The following is a 20,209-nucleotide window of genomic DNA, read 5'->3' on the forward strand; positions in this document are numbered from 1 at the left end:
AAAATGCCGCTTTATGGTGACTCACAAAAATTCACCACATCCCTCACAACCACCTTATTACGCCCGGTCTCTTTCGCCTCGTAAAGTGCGTTATCAGCCAGTCGATAGATCTCATTTGGGTTTAACGCATTTTCCTGAGTCACAACAGCGCCAATACTAATCGTCACTTTTTGTGGTATAGCGTATTCAGGATTATCGCCAGTTAAACGCTCAACATTTTCCCGAATCCTTTCCGCTAAAGCTTTCGCACGTTCAGTATCGATGTCCGTCAGCAAGACGCCAAACTCTTCGCCGCCGACGCGCGCTAAAAGGTCATCTGGTCGTATGCTTTTCCCAATGATATTCACCACTGTTTTTATCACCTGATCGCCAACCGGATGCCCCCAGGTGTCGTTGACTTTTTTGAAGTGGTCGATATCCATAATCATGACGCAATAAGGCGTTTTTTGGGCTGATGCTGATTGAACTGTCAGTTCATTAAAAAAATAATTTCTGTTAAATATATTGGTTAAGGGATCGCGATGTGCAATGTTCTTTGTTACTCGTAGCGCACTGAATATATGGCACATAAATATTACCATAACGGTTAACTTACTGACTACTTCAATAGTGCGACTAATATACCAAGTGGACACGCTATACCTACTCATAAATAACAGAGAGATATTGTACAGTACGGCACAAAAAGCAATCACCGTCACTCCATTCCAGATATCATAGCGTAAACCATTAAAGTATAGATTAACCGAAAGCAAGGTTAACCACATGAAAATCATTATGGTAACATATGAGGCTTTCCAAACCACCTGACCATTTTCATTGGTTAACTCGGCAATGTGTAAATTGTAGCTCTCATAATGACTAGAAAGTATGTGAGCAACTATCGGCCCCCCAAAAACAAAAAACAAACTTATGCACAAAGTCATTTTTTTGGAAAATAAATTGCGCTGTTTTGTGTTTTCACTAACTTTATTCACCAATGCCAGAAATATTAATATGCACAAACTCATCTGACGAAACAAATAATAGATTGCAATGTCATTTTGGACAACACTGCTTGTCAAACGCTCCTCAATAATTTGCTGAATGATAATGACGGTTTTAACAAAGTAAATCAAACAACTCAGAAAAGCCAAACTAAGTACACAGTTTGAAAATTGCCTACGGTCATAAATGAAATACAACTGCATAAAAATAAATGCAACAGTATCGATAAAAAATAAAGCAATCATTACCATCAGATAGGTTGATCGTGGAACAACTTCCTCAACGCCTGGCTGATTAAACCAACTATTCACCAAAACCAAAGCAAGCCCAAACAATAAGCTCACTAATACAGTACTACTAATTCTCAAATAGTCTTTTTCCATAAAGCTACACCAATCTGTAGGTTGTAGATCCCTTTCTATTATTAATAGATATAAGAACTGTACTGTTGTCAATATGAAATTCCGCCCACAAACAATACCGATGATGATAGTTGCTGAATGTAATTATTATTGCCTAAGTGCTTTATACATTGTTTGCAACAAGCCAGGCTTGAAAATACTTATAAATGGTTATAGAAAATCCTTATAAAACATTAATTCATAGATACATTAGGAATAACAATTAAATCCGTGAGTGCCGTAGCGCAGCCTTTCATCAGGACTTTCGAAAAATCCGAAATCATGCATCGGAATTTACTGATTTAATTATTTTAATCCTAATTTATTTTGAAAAAGGCATTGGGATTTATGCCGTATTCCTGAAGATCCTCATCATTGGAATGGATTTTCGGGCGAGAAAAGGATTTTATATGGACACTCTGCTCATCATTTCTTCTTCTCATCATCAACAATTCACGTCTCTCTTCCGCGTTTAATAACGGATTATGAGGTGCAAAAATATCTTTCTTTTCAGTTACCTGTAATTAGATACAGAGAGAGATTTTGGCAATACATGGAGTAATACAGGATGTATTCAAGTAGCAGAAAAAGGTGCCCGAAAACCAAATGGGCTTTGAAACTTCTTACTGCCGCATTTTTAGCAGCGAGTCCCGCGGCGAAGAGTGCTGTTAATAACGCCTATGATGCATTGATTATTGAAGCTCGCAAGGGTAATACTCAGCCAGCTTTGTCATGGTTTGCACTAAAATCAGCACTCAGCAATAACCAAATTGCTGACTGGTTACAGATTGCCTTATGGGCCGGGCAAGATAAACAGGTTATTACCGTTTACAACCGCTACCGTCATCAGCAATTACCAGCGCGTGGTTATGCAGCTGTCGCCGTCGCTTATCGTAACCTGCAACAATGGCAAAACTCGCTTACACTGTGGCAAAAGGCGCTCTCTCTGGAGCCGCAAAATAAGGATTATCAACGGGGACAAATTTTAACCCTGGCAGATGCTGGTCACTATGATACTGCGCTGGTTAAACTTAAGCAGCTTAACTCTGGAGCACCGGACAAAGCCAATTTACTCGCAGAAGCCTATATCTATAAACTGGCGGGGCGTCATCAGGATGAATTACGGGCGATGACAGAGTCATTACCTGAAAATGCATCTACGCAACAATATCCCACAGAATACGTGCAGGCATTACGTAATAATCAACTTGCTGCCGCGATTGACGATGCCAATTTAACGCCAGATATTCGCGCTGATATTCATGCCGAACTGGTCAGACTGTCGTTTATGCCTACGCGCAGTGAAAGTGAACGTTATGCCATTGCCGATCGCGCCCTCGCCCAATACGCTGCATTAGAAATTCTGTGGCACGATAACCCAGACCGCACTGCCCAGTACCAGCGTATTCAGGTTGATCATCTTGGCGCGTTATTAACTCGCGATCGTTATAAAGACGTTATTTCTCACTATCAGCGATTAAAAAAGACGGGGCAAATTATTCCGCCCTGGGGGCAATATTGGGTTGCATCGGCTTATCTCAAAGATCATCAGCCGAAAAAAGCACAGTCAATAATGACCGAGCTCTTTTATCACAAGGAGACCATTGCCCCGGATTTATCCGATGAAGAACTTGCGGATCTCTTTTACAGCCACCTGGAGAGTGAAAATTATCCGGGCGCGCTAACTGTCACCCAACATACCATTAATACTTCGCCGCCTTTCCTTCGGTTAATGGGCACGCCTACGAGCATCCCGAATGATACCTGGTTACAGGGGCATTCGTTTCTCTCAACCGTAGCAAAATATAGTAATGATCTTCCTCAGGCTGAAATGACAGCCAGAGAGCTTGCTTATAACGCACCAGGAAATCAGGGACTGCGCATTGATTACGCGAGTGTGTTACAAGCCCGCGGTTGGCCTCGTGCAGCAGAAAATGAATTAAAAAAAGCAGAAGTGATCGAGCCACGTAATATTAATCTGGAGGTTGAACAAGCCTGGACAGCATTAACGTTACAAGAATGGCAGCAGGCAGCTGTCTTAACGCACGATGTTGTCGAACGTGAACCGCAAGATCCCGGCGTTGTACGATTAAAACGTGCGGTTGATGTACATAATCTTGCAGAGCTTCGTATCGCTGGCTCAACAGGAATTGATGCCGAAGGCCCGGATAGTGGTAAACATGATGTCGACTTAACCACCATCGTTTATTCACCACCGCTGAAGGATAACTGGCGCGGTTTTGCTGGATTCGGTTATGCCGATGGACAATTTAGCGAAGGAAAAGGGATTGTTCGCGACTGGCTTGCGGGTGTTGAGTGGCGGTCACGTAATATCTGGCTCGAGGCAGAGTACGCTGAACGCGTTTTCAATCATGAGCATAAACCCGGCGCGCGCCTGTCTGGCTGGTATGATTTTAATGATAACTGGCGTATTGGTTCGCAACTGGAACGCCTCTCTCACCGCGTTCCATTACGGGCAATGAAAAATGGTGTTACAGGCAACAGTGCTCAGGCTTATGTTCGCTGGTATCAAAATGAGCGGCGTAAGTACGGTGTCTCCTGGGCTTTCACTGATTTTTCCGACAGTAACCAGCGTCATGAAGTCTCACTTGAGGGTCAGGAACGCATCTGGTCTTCACCATATTTGATTGTCGATTTCCTACCCAGTCTGTATTACGAACAAAATACAGAACACGATACCCCATACTACAACCCTATAAAAACGTTCGATATTGTTCCGGCATTTGAGGCAAGCCATTTGTTATGGCGAAGCTATGAAAATAGCTGGGAGCAAATATTCAGCGCAGGTGTTGGTGCCTCCTGGCAAAAACATTATGGCACGGATGTCGTCACCCAACTCGGCTACGGGCAACGCATTAGTTGGAATGACGTGATTGATGCTGGCGCAACGCTACGCTGGGAAAAACGACCTTATGACGGTGACAGAGAACACAACTTATACGTTGAATTCGATATGACATTCAGATTTTAAGGATAAATATGTTACGTAATGGAAATAAATATCTCCTGATGCTGGTGAGTATAATTATGCTCACCGCGTGCATTAGCCAGTCAAGAACATCATTTATACCGCCACAGGATCGCGAATCTTTACTCGCCGAGCAACCGTGGCCGCATAATGGTTTTGTAGCGATTTCATGGCATAACGTTGAAGACGAAGCTGCCGACCAGCGTTTTATGTCAGTGCGGACATCAGCACTGCGTGAACAATTTGCCTGGCTGCGCGAGAACGGTTATCAACCGGTCAGTATTGCTCAAATTCGTGAAGCACATCGAGGAGGAAAACCGCTACCGGAAAAAGCTGTAGTGCTGACTTTTGATGACGGCTACCAGAGTTTTTATACCCGCGTCTTCCCAATTCTTCAGGCCTTCCAGTGGCCTGCTGTATGGGCCCCCGTCGGCAGTTGGGTCGATACGCCAGCGGATAAACAAGTAAAATTTGGCGATGAGTTGGTCGATCGAGAATATTTTGCCACGTGGCAACAAGTGCGAGAAGTTGCGCGTTCCCGGCTCGTTGAGCTCGCTTCTCATACATGGAATTCTCACTACGGTATTCAGGCTAATGCCACCGGCAGCTTATTGCCTGTATATGTAAATCGTGCATATTTTACTGACCACGCACGGTATGAAACCGCAGCAGAATACCGGGAAAGAATTCGTCTGGATGCTGTAAAAATGACGGAATACCTGCGTACAAAGGTTGAGGTAAATCCACACGTTTTTGTTTGGCCTTATGGCGAAGCGAATGGCATAGCGATAGAGGAATTAAAAAAACTCGGTTATGACATGTTCTTCACCCTTGAATCAGGTTTGGCAAATGCGTCGCAATTGGATTCCATTCCGCGGGTATTAATCGCCAATAATCCCTCATTAAAAGAGTTTGCCCAGCAAATTATTACCGTACAGGAAAAATCACCACAACGGATAATGCATATCGATCTTGATTACGTTTATGACGAAAACCTCCAGCAAATGAATCGCAATATTGATGTGCTAATTCAGCGGGTGAAAGATATGCAAATATCAACCGTGTATTTGCAGGCATTTGCTGATCCCGATGGTGATGGGCTGGTCAAAGAGGTCTGGTTTCCAAATCGTTTGCTACCAATGAAAGCAGATATTTTTAGTCGGGTTGCCTGGCAATTACGTACCCGCTCAGGTGTAAACATCTATGCGTGGATGCCGGTATTAAGCTGGGATTTAGATCCCACATTAACGCGAGTAAAATACTTACCAACAGGGGAGAAAAAAGCACAAATTCATCCTGAACAATATCACCGTCTCTCTCCTTTCGATGACAGAGTCAGAGCACAAGTTGGCATGTTATATGAAGATCTTGCCGGACATGCTGCTTTTGATGGCATATTGTTCCACGATGATGCTTTGCTTTCAGATTATGAAGATGCCAGTGCACCGGCTATCACGGCTTATCAGCAAGCAGGCTTTAGCGGGAGTCTGAGCGAAATTCGACAAAACCCGGAGCAATTTAAACAGTGGGCCCGCTTTAAAAGTCGTGCGTTAACTGACTTCACTTTAGAACTTAGTGCGCGCGTAAAAGCCATTCGCGGTCCACATATTAAAACTGCACGAAATATTTTTGCACTTCCGGTAATACAACCTGAAAGTGAAGCCTGGTTTGCACAGAATTATGCTGATTTCCTAAAAAGCTATGACTGGACCGCTATTATGGCTATGCCTTATCTGGAAGGTGTCGCAGAAAAATCGGCTGACCAATGGTTAATACAATTGACCAATCAAATTAAAAACATCCCTCAGGCTAAAGACAAATCTATTTTAGAATTACAGGCACAAAACTGGCAGAAAAATGGTCAGCATCAGGCTATTTCTTCGCAACAACTCGCTCACTGGATGAGCCTATTACAACTGAATGGAGTGAAAAACTATGGTTATTATCCCGACAATTTTCTGCATAACCAACCTGAAATAGACCTTATTCGTCCTGAGTTTTCAACAGCCTGGTATCCGAAAAATGATTAATCGCATCGTATCGTTTTTTATATTATGTCTGGTGTTATGCATACCCCTATGCGTAGCGTACTTTCACTCTGGTGAACTGATGATGAGGTTCGTTTTCTTCTGGCCGTTTTTTATGTCCATTATGTGGATTGTTGGCGGCGTCTATTTCTGGGTCTATCGTGAACGCCACTGGCCGTGGGGAGAAAACGCACCAGCTCCCCAGTTGAAAGATAATCCGTCTATCTCCATTATCATTCCCTGTTTTAATGAGGAGAAAAACGTTGAGGAAACCATACACGCCGCTTTAGCACAGCGTTATGAGAACATTGAAGTTATTGCCGTAAATGACGGTTCAACAGATAAAACCCGTGCCATCCTGGATCGCATGGCTGCACAAATTCCCCATTTGCGGGTCATTCATCTGGCGCAAAACCAGGGGAAAGCCATTGCGCTTAAAACCGGAGCTGCCGCGGCGAAAAGTGAATATCTGGTGTGCATTGATGGCGATGCGTTATTAGACCGCGATGCGGCGGCATATATTGTGGAACCGATGTTGTACAACCCGCGTGTGGGTGCCGTAACCGGTAATCCTCGTATTCGAACACGTTCTACCCTGGTGGGTAAAATTCAGGTTGGCGAGTATTCCTCAATTATTGGTTTGATCAAGCGAACCCAGCGTATCTATGGAAACGTATTTACCGTTTCCGGTGTTATTGCCGCATTTCGTCGCAGCGCCCTGGCAGAAGTGGGTTACTGGAGTGACGATATGATCACCGAAGATATTGATATTAGCTGGAAGCTGCAGTTGAATCAGTGGACGATTTTTTACGAGCCACGGGCACTGTGCTGGATATTAATGCCTGAAACGTTAAAAGGGCTGTGGAAACAGCGCCTGCGCTGGGCTCAGGGCGGTGCAGAAGTATTCCTCAAAAATATGACAAGGTTGTGGCGCAAAGAAAACTTTCGAATGTGGCCGCTGTTTTTTGAATACTGCCTGACGACAATATGGGCCTTCACCTGCCTGGTCGGTTTCATTATTTACGCAGTCCAACTTGCCGGTGTACCGTTAAATATTGAATTGACACATATCGCTGCGACACATACTGCCGGAATATTATTGTGTACGTTATGTTTACTGCAATTTATTGTCAGCCTGATGATCGAGAATCGCTATGAGCATAATCTGACTTCATCGCTTTTCTGGATTATTTGGTTCCCGGTTATTTTCTGGATGCTGAGCCTGGCAACGACATTGGTATCATTTACACGAGTCATGTTGATGCCTAAAAAGCAACGCGCCCGTTGGGTAAGTCCCGATCGCGGGATTCTGAGAGGTTAATATGAACAATTTAATTATTACGACCCGACAATCACCAGTACGTTTACTGGTTGATTATGTTGCCACAACCATCTTGTGGACATTATTTGCGTTGTTCATATTCTTATTCGCCATGGATCTGCTGACGGGTTATTACTGGCAAAGCGAGGCCAGAAGCCGACTTCAGTTCTATTTTTTGCTGGCAGTGGCGAATGCCGTCGTGTTAATTGTCTGGGCGCTGTACAATAAGCTGCGTTTTCAAAAACAGCAGCATCATGCAGCCTACCAATATACGCCGCAAGAATATGCAGAGAGGTTAGCAATACCTGATGAGCTCTATCAGCAACTACAAAAAAGCCACAGGATGAGCGTACACTTCACCAGCCAGGGGCAAATAAAAATGGTTGTTTCAGAAAAAGCGCTAGTCCGGGCATAAACACCCAAAACAAAGCCCGGTTCGCCCGGGCTCTGCACCGATAACACACTTAACTGTAGGCATGCAGCGTACGTTGGCAAAGTGCCGAACGTACGCAGTCCTCTTTACCGAACCGGACGATCCCAACCATTTCATCTTCTTCGAAACGTTCCAGCGCGTCACTTAATCCGGAGCACACGCCGCGAGGCAAATCGCATTGCGTGATATCACCGTTGACGATAACCGTCACGTTCTCCCCGAGGCGGGTTAAAAACATTTTCATTTGCGCGGCAGTCACATTCTGCGCCTCGTCAAGAATGACGACTGCATTTTCAAAGGTACGTCCACGCATATAGGCGAACGGCGCAATTTCCACCTTCCCTATTTCCGGTCGCAGGCAGTACTGCATAAAGGAAGCCCCTAAGCGCCGGACCAGCACGTCGTAGACCGGGCGAAAATAGGGAGCAAACTTTTCTGCGATATCTCCAGGTAAGAAGCCAAGATCTTCATCGGCTTGCAGAACTGGACGGGTGACGATAATCCTGTCGACATCCTTATGTATCAGGGCCTCTGCCGCTTTTGCTGCGCTGATCCAGGTTTTTCCGCACCCGGCTTCGCCCGTGGCGAATATCAGCTGCTTACTCTCAATAGCCTTCAGATAGTGCAATTGCGCTTCATTTCGCGCGAGGATGGGCGAAGTATCGCGACTGTCGCGGGCCATACCAATGGCTTCTACGCCGCCCATCTGCACAAGCGAGGTGACCGATTCTTCTTCACGCTGCTTATGGCTGCGCGAATCCCGTCTCAGCACACGTTTTGCCTCGCGACGAGCTTTGATCACTGCTTTTTGTCTTCCCATGGAGAGCACCTTGAGTTGTTTGTATTCATCACACGCGCCGTTGGCAGCGCGATTATGCGCACGAACATCAGAGGGTTGGCTTCCTTGTAAGCCATAGTTTGCTTTTGGATAAAATGCCGAAAAACGGCTACGCGCACCGTTTACGGCGTCGGTAACACATGAAAAGAAAGGATGAGGTTGAAAATGCAAAGTGACGAGATGACTACCGGAGGAGAAAACTCCGCGAGTGGTGGCGCGTTGATTATCTAAAACATGTCCAGTACAGGACGTTACCATCCGCGATCTCCATAGTGACTGACTATCACTGCCGGGAACTTCCGCTGCTACTTAATAAGTACAACAGATCTCGCATTTATTGCAACAATATATTTACTTATATTTAACTATAAAACACCATTTCAGTGACATTAGTTTCTACTGGAAAGATGACAGAGTGATGACAGTGATGAAAAAAGCTGTGTGCTTTCAGCAGGATTTGCATCAGGCATCAGTGCACGATCGCCGGATGCGGCGTGAACGCCTTATCCAGCCTACCAAACCCGCACTGATTGTAGGCATGATAAGACGCGCAAGCGTCGCATCAGGCATCTGCGCACAAATGCCTTATCCGCCTAAAAACATTAAACCCGCAATAACGCGCTTCCGAAATAATCGTTCGCGTCCTTCACCCCCGGCAGCGCAAAAAAATAACCGCCGCCGATAGGTTTAACGTATTCCTCCAGCGCTTCGCCATTGAGCCTTTTTTGTACTGTCAGGAAGCCTTTTTCCAGATCGTGTTGGTAGCAGACAAACAGCAACCCCATATCCAGTTGCCCGGAGTTGGTGACGCCCAGTGAATAACTGTAGCCACGACGCAGCATCAGGCTGGACTCACTCTCCGCCGTGCGGGGATTCGCCAGCCGGATATGGCTGTCCAGCGCGATCACCTTCCCTTCCGGGTCGCTGGCGTAATCAGGCACATCATGCTCATGCTGCATTCCCAGCGGCGCACCGGTTTGCTTATCACGGCCAAAAATCGTCTGCTGTTCTTTCAGCGGCGTTCTGTCCCAAAATTCCACTCGAAACTGAATCAAGCGTACTGCCTGATAGCTGCCACCGATTGTCCACGCAGGCTCCTGCTGATCTGCCGTTACCCACACCACTTTTTGCATCAACTTATCATTCTGGCTATCGGGATTGGCAGTGCCGTCTTTGAAACCCAGCAAATTAATCGGCGTCTCTTTGCCTTTACTACGCGCCGCGTGATCGGAAATAAACCCTTCCCGCTTCCAGCGCACACTGAGCAAATCCGGCGTGTGTTTGATGATATCGCGCAGCGCATGGATAACCGTGTCCTGGGTGTTGGCGCAAATCTGTAGCAACACATCACCATGACATAACGCCGCATCCAGCGAGTCGTTGGGGAAACGCGTCATCTTCTGCAGCTTTTTTGGCATCTGTGGCGCAAGGCCAAAGCGCTCATCAAACAATGAGTGACCCACCGATAACGTGATGGTGAGATTATCGGGCGCAATGTAGCCGCCAAGAATGCCGGAATCGAGTGGTGGCAGGCGCGGATTTGGCGTTTCTGGTGCTGCTCCGCCCTGAGTCAGAAAAGCAAAACGCTGAGTCAACAAGCGAAACAACCGCTCAAGATCGGCTTTATCGCTGGCAAGCACATCAAACGCCACCAGCATCATTGCGGCCTGTTGTGGCGTCAGGATCCCTGCCTGATGCTCACCATAAAACGGCTGTTTCTCATTGCGAGCATCCGGTGAAAGCGTACCCGGCGCACTTTGCGTTTTTTGTGCATGAGCGACCGGACAACTTCCCGCCAGCGCCAGTGCACCTATCACTTTCAGTAAACGTCGGCGTGACGGTTCATTCACGCCGTTTTCATCTTTATACTGCATAACGCTTAATCCAGTCCCAGCACACCGCGAAGTTGCGCCAGATCTTCCGCCAGCGCAGTAATCGGTCCTTTCAGTGCATTCCGGTCGGCATCGGTCAATTTGTCGTAGGTTTCAAAACCGTCTTTAGTACGGTATTTCGCCAGAATGGTATCGACCTTTTTAAAGTTGGCATCGACTTTTGCCAGCAGTTCCGGGTTGGCTTTTTGCAGTTGTGGACGCAGCAAATCGACAATTTTCTGCGAGCCTTCAACGTTAGCCTGGAAATCCCACAGATCGGTGTGGCTGTAGCGATCTTCTTCACCGCTGATTTTGCTGGCTGCCACTTCCTCAATCAGTCCGGCTGCACCGCCGACCACTTTTGAAGGAGGAAAAGCCAGTTCACTGATGCGTTTTTGCAAATCGACCACATCGGTATAAAGCTGATCAGCGTACTGATCCATTCCGTTGGTGGTGTTGTCGCCAAACAATGCTTTTTCCAGACGGTGGAAACCGGTGAATTTCGGATCAGCGGCTTTTTGCTCGTAATCATCTTCACGGGCGTCAATGCTGCCATCCAGATCGGAGAACAGTTCAGCAATCGGTTCAATGCGCTCATAGTGCTGGCGCGTCGGTGCATACAGTGCTTTCGCTTTTTCGATATCGCCTGCTTTAATCGCGTCGGTAAAGGCTTTGGTGTCGGTCACCAGCTGCGTGGTTTCCGCCATGACATACGCTTTATATGCAGTAATTGCACCCCCAAGACTTAACAGCGCATCCCTTTGCGCCGCATCCGCCGTTGCCTCACCTTTGACGATCAACTTCCCTTTCGGGTTAGTCAGCAGACCGCAGGTCATATCGTATTCGCCAGGCTGTAAATTCGCCGTCATTTTCTGGCTAAAGCCAGGGGCGATATTTTCCCGCTCTTCCACCACCATCACGCCTTTGAGGATCTCCCACTCCAGCGCCTTCTGGCTGTGGTTCTGAATAATGAACTGTGTTTTCCCGGCGTTAACCGTAATGGTCATCGGTTCGCACTGCTTATCCGTCACGGTCACTTTGACCTGCGGCACATCAGCGGCGTTAGCCATAAAAGCAGAAGAAAACAGCGCAGCCACGCTCAACTGCAATGCGTTACGGCGGAAGTTAATGGTCATGACGAGACTATCCCTTTAAAGTATGTTGTAACTAAGCAAGAGTTTGCGTCGTATTTGTTACGCGGAGCGAGACGCTGTCGCCCCTGCGCGTGGTGGCAGAGCAAATGCCACCAGCGCCGGGATGAGATAAATAAACCAGACGGCGACTTCGCTGACGCTCGGCGCTTCCTGATAGCCAAAAATCCCTTCCATCAGCGTGCCAAACAGCGAGTGAGTTGAGAGCACCGCACTCATATCGAAGGCGATTTCCTGAAAGTGGTTCCACAATCCGGCTTCATGAAATGCGCGAATGGCACCAGCTGCCAGCCCTGCGGCGACGAAGAGAATAAACAGGCTGGTCCATTTAAAAAATGCACCAAGATTGAGGCGAATACCGCCCCAGTAGAGCAGGAAGCCTAGCACCACGGCAGTAGCAAGACCGAGCATTGCACCCAGCGGCGGCCAGATCCCGACATCTTGTTGAAATGCCGCCAGCAGGAAAAAGACCGACTCCAGCCCTTCCCTTGCAACGGCAAAAAAGACCATCATCACCAGCGCCCAGCCATGATGATTTCCACGCTGCAATGCGCTATCGACTGCCTGCTCCAGTTGTACTTTGACGTTGCGCGACACTTTGCGCATCCAGAAAACCATCCAGGTAAGGATCACCACGGCGATCACCGCCACGATACCTTCAAACAGTTCCTGCTCTTTTTGCGGAAATTCGCCGGTGGTTTCGTTAATGAAGATCCCCAAGCCCAGGCACAACGCAGCGGCAAGCAACACGCCAATCCACATCACACCAATCCATCGGCCTCGCTGGGTACGCTTAAGATAGCTGGCAATCAAACTGACAATCAGCGCGGCTTCAAGTCCTTCGCGCAACATAATGAGAAACGGAACAAACATGCCACCCACCCTTAAACGTTTTTCTGAGTCAATCTATGCAAAGAAAAGTAAATCGCAGTGATAGCGATTATCATTACGGTAAAGAAAAATACAAGCGGAATGTTTATAAAATGATGTTGAAATGTAAACAAAGAGAGGTAATGCCAGGGGATATAAACGATTATTCCAGGTACAAAGATGGGATTGTTTACAACGAGCCATGTGTTCTTGCCGGATGCCGCGTAAACGCCGTATCCAGCCGACAAAACCGTCCTGACTCAATACATCAAAACTTCCATGTAAAACTGATAAGCGGGTGTATCAAGCAATTTCGTCCATCCTCGATTATCAAATCTAACTTTTTGCCCGGAACATAATAACAGCTCGGGTGTTGGTGGCGTCAAAATCGCTGAAGCGTTCCCCGAAGGCCGGGACAGCAGGGGGCGGCGGCGATTGGCCGCCCCCTGCGCGCTCCCTGCACCATTCAATTTATATGGCGAGGCACATTAAGGGAGCGCAACCCGCTGCTGAAGCCAAACAAAACCGCCGCAGGCTAAGTCCCTTAGCTTTCCTGCAACCGTGACGGCGGAGCCGAATGATAGTGCGCATCGGCCTCGGCAAAGCGTTTTTGCATCGCCGCTGACGGCGCTTTACCCAGCAAACTAAACACTACAATCCCGATACTGCCGAAGATGAAGCCCGGAATAATTTCGTAGAGTCCCAGCCAGCCGAACTGCTTCCAGACGATAACCGTCAGCGCACCGATGATCATCCCCGCCAGCGCACCGTTGCGCGTCATGCGTGACCACATCACCGAGAACAGCACCACCGGACCAAACGCCGCGCCAAAGCCTGCCCACGCGTAGCTCACTAAGCCCAGCACGCGGTTTTCCGGGTTTGCCGCCAGCGCAATCGCCACCAGCGCCACCACCAGCACCATCACACGCCCTACCCACACCAGCTCTTTCTGGCTGGCATGTTTACGCAGAAACGCTTTGTATAAATCTTCGGTAATCGCACTGGAGCACACCAGCAGCTGGCAGCTTAACGTTGACATTACCGCCGCCAGAATTGCCGACAGCAGAATCCCGGCAATCCACGGGTTAAACAGAATTTGCGCCAGTTCGATAAACACGCGCTCGGCGTTCTGGTTTACCGCGCCTGCTACCGCCGGGTGCTCATTAAAGTAAGCAATCCCAAAGAAGCCGACAGCCACCGCCCCTGCCAGGCAGAGGATCATCCAGGTCATACTGATACGACGCGCATGGACAATGCTGTGGTGAGAATCCGCCGCCATAAAACGCGCCAGAATGTGCGGCTGCCCGAAGTAACCCAGCCCCCAACCCATCAGTGAGATAATGGCAACAAAGTTCAGACCTTTGAGCATATCAACGTTTTCGATGCTCTTTTGTTTGATCACTTCCAGCGAGTCACCAAAGCCACCGACACTGATAATGACGATAACCGGTGTCAGGATCAGGGCAAAAATCATCAGGCTGGCCTGTACAGTATCAGTCCAGCTCACCGCGAGGAAACCGCCAATAAAGGTGTAAAGGATCGTCGCCGCAGCTCCCGCCCACAGAGCCGTTTCGTAGCTCATGCCAAAGGTACTTTCAAACAGACGCGCGCCTGCCACAATGCCCGAAGCGCAATAAATGGTGAAGAACAGCAAAATAACCAGCGCGGAGATAATGCGCAAAATGCGGCTTTTATCTTCAAAACGCCCGGTGAAATAATCCGGCAATGTTAAGGCGTTATTGTTGTATTCGGTATGCACACGCAACCGCCCGGCCACCAGCTTCCAGTTAATCCACGCGCCTAATGTCAGGCCAATGGCGATCCAGCTTTCGGAAATCCCGGAAAGAAAAACAGCGCCCGGCAACCCCATTAACAGCCAGCCGCTCATATCCGACGCACCCGCCGATAATGCCGTCACGAATGGCCCAAGACTACGACCGCCCAGAATATAGTCGTCAAAGTTTTTCGTTGATCGCCAGGCGATAAACCCAATCAATATCATGCCAAAGATATAGACACAAAATGTCACCAACATCGGTGTGCTAATAGCCATCTAAAGTCTCCAAAAAATTATTATCGGCAATGTCGAAACTTGCCGTTATATCTGCCACCGGAACGGGGTAACAGAGTTTATGTTTTACCAGGGCGACCGTATCCTGCCGGAAGCGCTGGTTATTCACAATCGATTTAACACACCATTTACATTAAATTTTAGTGCTCAGCGACACTATTTTTCATCAGGTTGCACTCTCTCACATTTTTTGTGGTTGCACCTTTCAAAAATGTTAACTGCCGCAGAGAAAAAGTCTGAGTTATTTTTTTAATCCCTGTCATATCGATTTCTTTTATTAACATTTCATTCATTTTTAAGCTTGCTACGCAAGTCACATTTAACATGGTTGCACAAAGTTGCAACATCATGGATATTTCACGATAACGTTAAGTTGCACCTTTCAGAACAACAGGAGTAATGGCATGGGAACCACCACCATGGGGGTTAAGCTGGACGACGCGACGCGTGAGCGTATTAAGTCTGCCGCGACACGTATCGATCGCACACCACACTGGTTAATTAAGCAGGCGATTTTTTCTTATCTCGAACAACTGGAAAACAGCGATACTCTGCCGGAGCTACCTGCGCTGCTTTCTGGCGCGGCCAATGAGAGCGATGAAGCACCGACTCCGGCAGAGGAACCACACCAGCCATTCCTCGACTTTGCCGAGCAAATATTGCCCCAGTCGGTTTCCCGCGCCGCGATCACCGCGGCCTATCGTCGCCCGGAAACCGAAGCGGTTTCTATGCTGTTGGAACAAGCCCGCCTGCCGCAGCCAGTTGCTGAACAGGCGCATAAACTGGCGTATCAACTGGCCGATAAACTGCGTAATCAAAAAAATGCCAGTGGTCGCGCAGGTATGGTCCAGGGGTTATTGCAGGAGTTTTCGCTGTCATCGCAGGAAGGCGTGGCGCTGATGTGTCTGGCGGAAGCGTTGTTGCGTATTCCCGACAAAGCCACCCGCGACGCGTTAATTCGCGACAAAATCAGCAACGGTAACTGGCAGTCACACATTGGTCGTAGCCCGTCACTGTTTGTTAATGCCGCTACCTGGGGGCTGCTGTTTACTGGCAAACTGGTTTCCACCCATAACGAAGCCAGCCTCTCCCGCTCGCTGAACCGCATTATCGGTAAAAGCGGTGAACCGCTGATCCGCAAAGGTGTGGATATGGCGATGCGCCTGATGGGCGAGCAGTTCGTCACTGGCGAAACCATCGCGGAAGCGTTAGCCAATGCCCGCAAGCTGGAAGAGAAAGGTTTCCGTTACTCTTACGATATGCTGGGCGAAGCCGCGCTGACCGCCGCAGATGCACAGGCGTATATGGTTTCCTATCAGCAGGCGATTCACGCCATCGGTAAAGCGTCTAACGGTCGTGGCATCTATGAAGGGCCGGGCATTTCAATCAAACTGTCGGCGCTGCATCCGCGTTATAGCCGCGCCCAGTATGACCGGGTAATGGAAGAGCTTTACCCGCGACTGAAATCACTCACCCTGCTGGCGCGTCAGTATGATATTGGTATTAACATCGATGCCGAAGAGGCCGATCGTCTGGAGATCTCCCTCGATCTGCTGGAAAAACTCTGTTTCGAGCCGGAACTGGCAGGCTGGAACGGCATCGGTTTTGTTATTCAGGCTTATCAAAAACGCTGCCCGTTGGTGATTGATTATCTGGTTGATCTCGCCACCCGCAGCCGTCGCCGTCTGATGATTCGCCTGGTGAAAGGCGCGTACTGGGATAGTGAAATCAAGCGTGCGCAGATGGACGGCCTTGAAGGCTATCCGGTTTATACCCGCAAGGTGTATACCGACGTTTCATATCTCGCCTGTGCGAAAAAGCTGCTGGCGGTGCCAAATCTGATCTACCCGCAGTTCGCGACGCACAACGCCCATACGCTGGCGGCGATTTATCAACTGGCAGGTCAGAACTACTATCCGGGTCAGTACGAGTTCCAGTGCCTGCATGGTATGGGCGAGCCACTGTATGAGCAGGTCACCGGGAAAGTTGCCGACGGCAAACTTAACCGTCCGTGTCGTATTTATGCCCCGGTTGGCACACATGAAACGCTGCTGGCGTATCTGGTGCGTCGCCTGCTGGAAAACGGTGCTAACACCTCGTTTGTTAACCGTATTGCCGACACCTCTTTGCCACTGGATGAACTGGTCGCCGATCCGGTCACTGCTGTAGAAAAACTGGCGCAACAGGAAGGGCAAACTGGATTACCGCATCCGAAAATTCCCCTGCCGCGCGATCTGTATGGTCACGGGCGCGACAACTCGGCAGGGCTGGATCTCGCTAACGAACACCGTCTGGCCTCGCTCTCTTCTGCCCTGCTCAATAGTGCACTGCAAAAATGGCAGGCCTTGCCAATGCTGGAACAACCGGTAGCGGCAGGTGAGATGTCGCCCGTTATTAACCCTGCAGAACCGAAAGATATTGTGGGCTATGTGCGTGAAGCCACGCCGCGTGAAGTAGAACAGGCGCTGGAAAGTGCGGTTAATAACGCGCCAATCTGGTTTGCCACTCCTCCGGCTGAACGCGCGGCAATTTTACATCGCGCTGCCGTGCTAATGGAAAGCCAGATGCAGCAACTGATTGGTATTCTGGTGCGTGAAGCCGGAAAAACCTTCAGTAACGCCATTGCCGAAGTGCGCGAAGCGGTCGATTTTCTCCACTACTATGCCGGACAGGTGCGGGATGATTTCGCTAACGAAACCCACCGTCCATTAGGGCCTGTGGTGTGTATCAGTCCGTGGAACTTCCCGCTGGCTATTTTCACCGGGCAGATTGCTGCCGCACTGGCGGCAGGTAACAGCGTGCTGGCAAAACCGGCAGAACAAACGCCGCTGATTGCCGCGCAAGGGATCGCCATTTTGCTGGAAGCGGGTGTACCGCCAGGCGTGGTGCAGTTGCTGCCAGGTCAGGGGGAAACCGTGGGCGCGCAACTGACGGGTGATGATCGCGTGCGCGGGGTGATGTTTACCGGTTCAACCGAAGTCGCTACGTTACTGCAGCGCAATATCGCCAGCCGCCTGGACGCTCAGGGTCGCCCTATTCCGCTCATCGCTGAAACCGGCGGCATGAACGCGATGATTGTCGATTCTTCAGCACTGACCGAACAAGTAGTAATAGATGTGCTGGCCTCGGCGTTCGACAGTGCGGGTCAGCGTTGTTCGGCGCTGCGCGTGCTGTGCCTGCAAGATGAGATTGCCGACCACACGTTGAAAATGCTGCGCGGCGCAATGGCCGAATGCCGGATGGGTAATCCGGGTCGCCTGACCACCGATATCGGTCCGGTGATTGATAGCGAAGCGAAAGTCAATATTGAGCGCCATATTCAGACCATGCGTAGCAAAGGCCGTCCGGTGTTCCAGGCGGTGCGGGAAAACAGTGAAGATGCCCGTGAATGGCAAAGCGGCACCTTTGTCGCCCCGACGCTGATCGAACTGGATGACTTTGCCGAATTGCAAAAAGAGGTCTTTGGTCCGGTGCTGCATGTGGTGCGTTACAACCGTAACCAGCTACCAGAGCTGATCGAGCAGATTAACGCTTCCGGTTATGGTCTGACGCTTGGCGTCCATACGCGTATTGATGAAACTATCGCCCAGGTCACTGGCTCGGCCCATGTTGGTAACCTGTATGTTAACCGTAATATGGTGGGCGCAGTGGTTGGTGTGCAGCCGTTCGGCGGCGAAGGGTTGTCCGGTACCGGGCCGAAAGCAGGCGGTCCGCTCTATCTCTACCGTCTGCTGGCGAATCGCCCGGAAAGTGCGCTGGCAGTAACGCTCGCGCGTCAGGATGCAGAGTATCCGGTCGATGCGCAGTTGAAAGCCGCATTGACTCAGCCGCTAAATGCACTGCGGGAATGGGCAGCAAATCGTCCAGAATTGCAGGCGTTATGTACGCAATATGGCGAGCTGGCGCAGGCAGGAACACAACGATTGCTGCCGGGGCCGACGGGTGAACGCAACACCTGGACGCTGCTGCCGCGTGAGCGCGTGTTGTGTATTGCCGATGATGAGCAGGATGCGCTGACTCAGCTCGCCGCCGTGCTGGCGGTGGGCAGCCAGGTACTGTGGCCGGATGACGCGCTGCATCGTCAGTTAGTGAAGGCATTGCCATCGGCAGTCAGCGAACGTATTCAACTGGCGAAAGCGGAAAATATAACCGCTCAACCGTTTGATGCGGTGATCTTCCACGGTGATTCGGATCAGCTTCGCGCATTGTGTGAAGCCGTTGCTGCGCGGGATGGCGCAATTGTTTCGGTGCAGGGTTTTGCCCGTGGCGAAAGCAATATCCTTCTGGAACGGCTGTATATCGAGCGTTCGCTGAGTGTGAATACCGCTGCCGCTGGCGGTAACGCCAGCTTAATGACTATAGGTTAAACAGGTAGCCGGAGGATGTTACAACCTCCTCCGGCATCTTTAACGTGGTCGAATCCCCTCAATAATAATCCGCTGCACGTTTTCAACCGTTTGATTGAAAAATACCTCATCGCGCAACGTCGCGCCTGTCACCGCCTCCACCTGAGGGGCGAAATCGGCGTAATGTTGAGTGGAAGCCCAAATCATAAAAATCAAATGCTGCGGATCAATCGGCACGAGTTTGCCGCTTTTGACCCAACCGGCAATCAGCGCCGATTTCTCATCAATTAATGCCTTCAAATCGCCCGTCAGTTCATCCATTAACAGCGGCGCGCCTGCCAGCATCTCCATACAGAACAGGCGCGAAGCCTGCGGATAATCGCGTGAGACTTCCAGCTTCAGACGGATGTACTCTTTGATCGCCGCCAGCGGGGCGAAATCTTCTCGAAACGCTTTTAACGGTGCCAGCCAGATATCGAGAATCTGCCGCAGCACGGCAATATACAGCGCCTCTTTTGACGGAAAGTAATACAGCAGATTGGTTTTTGAAACACCCGCCAACTCTGCGATCTGCTCCAGCCTTGTGCCGTGAAAACCGAATTGTGAAAAAGTGTCCAGTGCTGCGCTAAGAATCGCTTTTTTCTTCGCGCTTACTACGCGCGAACGTTTACCCGTTGTTTTCACTGCGCCTTGCGTCATGCGCTCTCCCCTCTTGTAGATTGGCAACAGGATAGCAAAACCCCCGCCCGGCCTCGACCTTCTGCACTCTCATCGCGCACGGATGCATGTTTTATGTGCAACTGTTTTGACCGTTTAGTCCGCTTTTTACCAGATATTTTAGATAACTTAACATTAACACATTAATAACATTCACTTTTTAAAAACTGGCATCCACTTTGCAAAC

At 49.3% G+C, this 20,209-nt stretch carries 13 protein-coding genes; 5 read left to right on the top strand and 8 right to left on the bottom strand.

The annotated features are described in order from the left end of the window. Positions 1–11: 11 nt before the first annotated feature. Complete coding sequence (locus tag AB4H76_RS14165) at positions 12–1,370, bottom strand: GGDEF domain-containing protein (protein ID WP_000409883.1); 1,359 nt, start codon at positions 1,368–1,370, stop codon at positions 12–14. Positions 1,371–1,956: 586 nt separating this feature from the next. Here AB4H76_RS14165 and pgaA point away from each other — a divergent pair. Genes pgaA through pgaD form a run of 4 tightly spaced genes read left to right on the top strand, consistent with a single transcriptional unit; the run spans position 1,957 to position 8,140 of the window. After that, entirely contained in the window at positions 1,957–4,380 is a 2,424-nt protein-coding gene (gene pgaA / locus AB4H76_RS14170) for a poly-beta-1,6 N-acetyl-D-glucosamine export porin PgaA (RefSeq protein WP_000287458.1), read from the top strand. An 8-nt stretch (positions 4,381–4,388) separates the two neighbouring features. Continuing rightward, a complete protein-coding gene (gene pgaB, locus AB4H76_RS14175) occupies positions 4,389–6,407 on the top strand; it encodes a poly-beta-1,6-N-acetyl-D-glucosamine N-deacetylase PgaB (RefSeq protein WP_072647698.1) in 2,019 nt (672 codons plus the stop codon). Then, positions 6,400–7,725: a poly-beta-1,6-N-acetyl-D-glucosamine synthase gene (gene pgaC, locus AB4H76_RS14180; protein ID WP_000610451.1), complete on the top strand. Its 1,326-nt coding sequence runs from the start codon at positions 6,400–6,402 to the stop codon at positions 7,723–7,725. The genes pgaB and pgaC overlap by 8 nt, the downstream gene beginning before the upstream one ends. A 1-nt stretch (position 7,726) precedes the next feature. After that, positions 7,727–8,140, top strand: coding sequence for a poly-beta-1,6-N-acetyl-D-glucosamine biosynthesis protein PgaD (pgaD, locus tag AB4H76_RS14185; RefSeq protein WP_420062599.1), 414 nt, complete (start codon positions 7,727–7,729; stop codon positions 8,138–8,140). A 49-nt stretch (positions 8,141–8,189) separates the two neighbouring features. Here pgaD and phoH read toward each other — a convergent pair whose 3' ends face one another. The 6 genes from phoH to AB4H76_RS14215 all read right to left on the bottom strand — a co-directional run bounded on the left by phoH (position 8,190) and on the right by AB4H76_RS14215 (position 15,309). Then, the gene (gene phoH, locus AB4H76_RS14190; protein ID WP_000533522.1) at positions 8,190–8,978 is read right to left on the bottom strand and encodes a phosphate starvation-inducible protein PhoH; all 789 of its coding nucleotides are present in this window, start codon (positions 8,976–8,978) and stop codon (positions 8,190–8,192) included. 620 nt (positions 8,979–9,598) lie between these two features. Next, on the bottom strand, positions 9,599–10,870 hold the full coding sequence (efeB, locus tag AB4H76_RS14195) for an iron uptake transporter deferrochelatase/peroxidase subunit (protein WP_001199471.1): 1,272 nt from the start codon (positions 10,868–10,870) through the stop codon (positions 9,599–9,601). Positions 10,871–10,875: 5 nt separating this feature from the next. Beyond that, the gene (gene efeO, locus AB4H76_RS14200; protein WP_085452648.1) at positions 10,876–12,003 is read right to left on the bottom strand and encodes an iron uptake system protein EfeO; all 1,128 of its coding nucleotides are present in this window, start codon (positions 12,001–12,003) and stop codon (positions 10,876–10,878) included. Between the two features lie 57 nt (positions 12,004–12,060). Continuing rightward, on the bottom strand, positions 12,061–12,891 hold the full coding sequence (efeU, locus tag AB4H76_RS14205) for an iron uptake transporter permease EfeU (protein WP_000497942.1): 831 nt from the start codon (positions 12,889–12,891) through the stop codon (positions 12,061–12,063). A gap of 541 nt (positions 12,892–13,432) precedes the next feature. After that, positions 13,433–14,941, bottom strand: coding sequence for a sodium/proline symporter PutP (putP, locus tag AB4H76_RS14210; protein WP_001018486.1), 1,509 nt, complete (start codon positions 14,939–14,941; stop codon positions 13,433–13,435). A gap of 158 nt (positions 14,942–15,099) precedes the next feature. After that, a complete protein-coding gene (locus AB4H76_RS14215) occupies positions 15,100–15,309 on the bottom strand; it encodes a hypothetical protein (RefSeq protein WP_077491595.1) in 210 nt (69 codons plus the stop codon). 54 nt (positions 15,310–15,363) lie between these two features. Between AB4H76_RS14215 and putA the strand changes: the two genes are divergently transcribed. Then, positions 15,364–19,326, top strand: a complete 3,963-nt coding sequence (gene putA, locus AB4H76_RS14220; protein ID WP_077491593.1) for a trifunctional transcriptional regulator/proline dehydrogenase/L-glutamate gamma-semialdehyde dehydrogenase — start codon at positions 15,364–15,366, stop codon at positions 19,324–19,326. Positions 19,327–19,365: 39 nt separating this feature from the next. On the opposite strand, the gene rutR is transcribed toward putA, so the two are convergent. Continuing rightward, positions 19,366–20,004, bottom strand: coding sequence for an HTH-type transcriptional regulator RutR (gene rutR / locus AB4H76_RS14225; protein ID WP_077491591.1), 639 nt, complete (start codon positions 20,002–20,004; stop codon positions 19,366–19,368). Positions 20,005–20,209: the final 205 nt, after the last annotated feature.

Source organism: Escherichia sp. UTM R2 (assembly GCF_048593455.1).
GTDB lineage: Bacteria > Pseudomonadota > Gammaproteobacteria > Enterobacterales > Enterobacteriaceae > Escherichia > Escherichia coli.

Coding starts and splice junctions, on each gene's coding strand:
- phoH (WP_000533522.1), bottom strand. CDS start 8,978: ATGGGAAGACAAAAAGCAGTGATCAAAGCTCGTCGCGAGGCAAAACGT.
- putP (WP_001018486.1), bottom strand. CDS start 14,941: ATGGCTATTAGCACACCGATGTTGGTGACATTTTGTGTCTATATCTTT.
- AB4H76_RS14165 (WP_000409883.1), bottom strand. CDS start 1,370: ATGGAAAAAGACTATTTGAGAATTAGTAGTACTGTATTAGTGAGCTTA.
- putA (WP_077491593.1), top strand. CDS start 15,364: ATGGGAACCACCACCATGGGGGTTAAGCTGGACGACGCGACGCGTGAG.
- AB4H76_RS14215 (WP_077491595.1), bottom strand. CDS start 15,309: ATGATGTTGCAACTTTGTGCAACCATGTTAAATGTGACTTGCGTAGCA.
- pgaB (WP_072647698.1), top strand. CDS start 4,389: ATGTTACGTAATGGAAATAAATATCTCCTGATGCTGGTGAGTATAATT.
- pgaA (WP_000287458.1), top strand. CDS start 1,957: ATGTATTCAAGTAGCAGAAAAAGGTGCCCGAAAACCAAATGGGCTTTG.
- efeU (WP_000497942.1), bottom strand. CDS start 12,891: ATGTTTGTTCCGTTTCTCATTATGTTGCGCGAAGGACTTGAAGCCGCG.
- efeO (WP_085452648.1), bottom strand. CDS start 12,003: ATGACCATTAACTTCCGCCGTAACGCATTGCAGTTGAGCGTGGCTGCG.
- pgaD (WP_420062599.1), top strand. CDS start 7,727: ATGAACAATTTAATTATTACGACCCGACAATCACCAGTACGTTTACTG.
- efeB (WP_001199471.1), bottom strand. CDS start 10,870: ATGCAGTATAAAGATGAAAACGGCGTGAATGAACCGTCACGCCGACGT.
- rutR (WP_077491591.1), bottom strand. CDS start 20,004: ATGACGCAAGGCGCAGTGAAAACAACGGGTAAACGTTCGCGCGTAGTA.
- pgaC (WP_000610451.1), top strand. CDS start 6,400: ATGATTAATCGCATCGTATCGTTTTTTATATTATGTCTGGTGTTATGC.